This window comes from Sulfuricurvum sp. MLSB, from assembly GCF_000747095.1.
Taxonomy (GTDB): Bacteria; Campylobacterota; Campylobacteria; order Campylobacterales; family Sulfurimonadaceae; genus Sulfuricurvum.
Window position 1 is genome coordinate 1 of record NZ_JQGL01000134.1, and the last position, 1172, is coordinate 1172.

3 protein-coding genes are annotated in these 1172 nt (G+C 37.3%); all 3 read left to right on the forward strand.

The features are described 5' to 3' along the window. Positions 1 to 296, forward strand: a 296-nt coding sequence (locus JU82_RS09630; RefSeq protein ID WP_037949910.1) for a hypothetical protein, incomplete at its 5' end; no start/stop codon positions are given. A 15-nt stretch (positions 297 to 311) separates the two neighbouring features. Then, positions 312 to 689: an HK97 gp10 family phage protein gene (locus JU82_RS09635; protein ID WP_037949914.1), complete on the forward strand. Its 378-nt coding sequence runs from the start codon at positions 312 to 314 to the stop codon at positions 687 to 689. Further along, the coding region (locus JU82_RS09640; protein WP_037949917.1) for a hypothetical protein at positions 686 to 1172 on the forward strand (487 nt) is incomplete at its 3' end. The genes JU82_RS09635 and JU82_RS09640, both read left to right, overlap by 4 nt.

Sequence of the window (1172 nt, forward strand, 5' to 3'; positions counted from 1 at the left end):
AGGAAATTAATCGTCAATTACAGGATTCAAGTAACTCCCAAGCTTTAATGGCCGAGGCCTTAAAGGGTATAATTCGTAATGAACTTTATATGTGTTTTAAAGAACATCGCGATATCGGGGCCTGTACTGATGATGAATTTAGAGTTCAAACCGCTCTTCATGAAACGTATAAACGATTAGGTGGAAATGGAGAAGAGGCCGTTTGGTGGGAAAAGAAAACACGTTGGAGAATAGTTTCCGAAGAGGAATTTGAACGACTATATCTTGAACATCTTGAAAAACAATGCCCTGACTAAAAGAAAGGAGGTGCTATGATACGGATTACTCATAAAGGCCAATTTCAGCCCACATTTAAATTCTTTAATGATACTAAAATCAAATTACCGTCTAGAATACGGGCTATATTTGAAAAGTACGGTCAAATCGGTGTTATGGCACTCCAACAAGCAACTCCAATAAGAACTGGTGAAACCGCTAGTCAATGGGGATACGAAATAGACGGAACAAAACTTATATTTACAAATGATCATATTGTTGGTAATGGTATTCCATTAGCTATATTAATCCAATATGGTCACGGAACCGGAACGGGTGGATATGTTCAAGGAATAGATTATATCAATCCTGCATTGCGACCTATATTTGATAAAATTGCAGATGATTGCTTACGGGAGGTTGCAAACTTATGAGTAAAACGATTGACAGACGTGTTGCACAACTGGATTTTGAAAATTCCGGATTTGAAAAAAATATCGCGAGATCTGAAGATTCTTTAAAAAAGTTTAATGATGCTCTAAATAAAACCGATGGCGGAGGCATGAATCAGCTTGGTGGCATTGCCGGTGGAGTTATGGGTAAGTTTTCAGTCTTAGGAGCGATTGCTACTGGGGCATTAATGAAAATCGGTAATCAAGCAGTAGTTGCAGGTCAACAATTATTAAAGTCATTAACATTGGATCAAGTTACAGCTGGTTTTGGAGAGTATGAGTTAAAGATCAATTCAATTAAGACAATGCTTGCTTCTGGACGAACCGCCGAAGGTTTGCCTGTAACTCTAGATCAGGTTAATCAAAAACTGGAAGAACTAAATAATTATGCTGATAAAACCATTTATAGTTTTTCGGATATGACTTCAAACATTGGTAAATTTACAAATGCCGGAGTTAATCTCG

Bases quoted from the DNA above. Each gene is read 5' to 3' on its own strand.
- JU82_RS09635 (WP_037949914.1), top strand. From the start codon at position 312: ATGATACGGATTACTCATAAAGGCCAATTTCAGCCCACATTTAAATTC.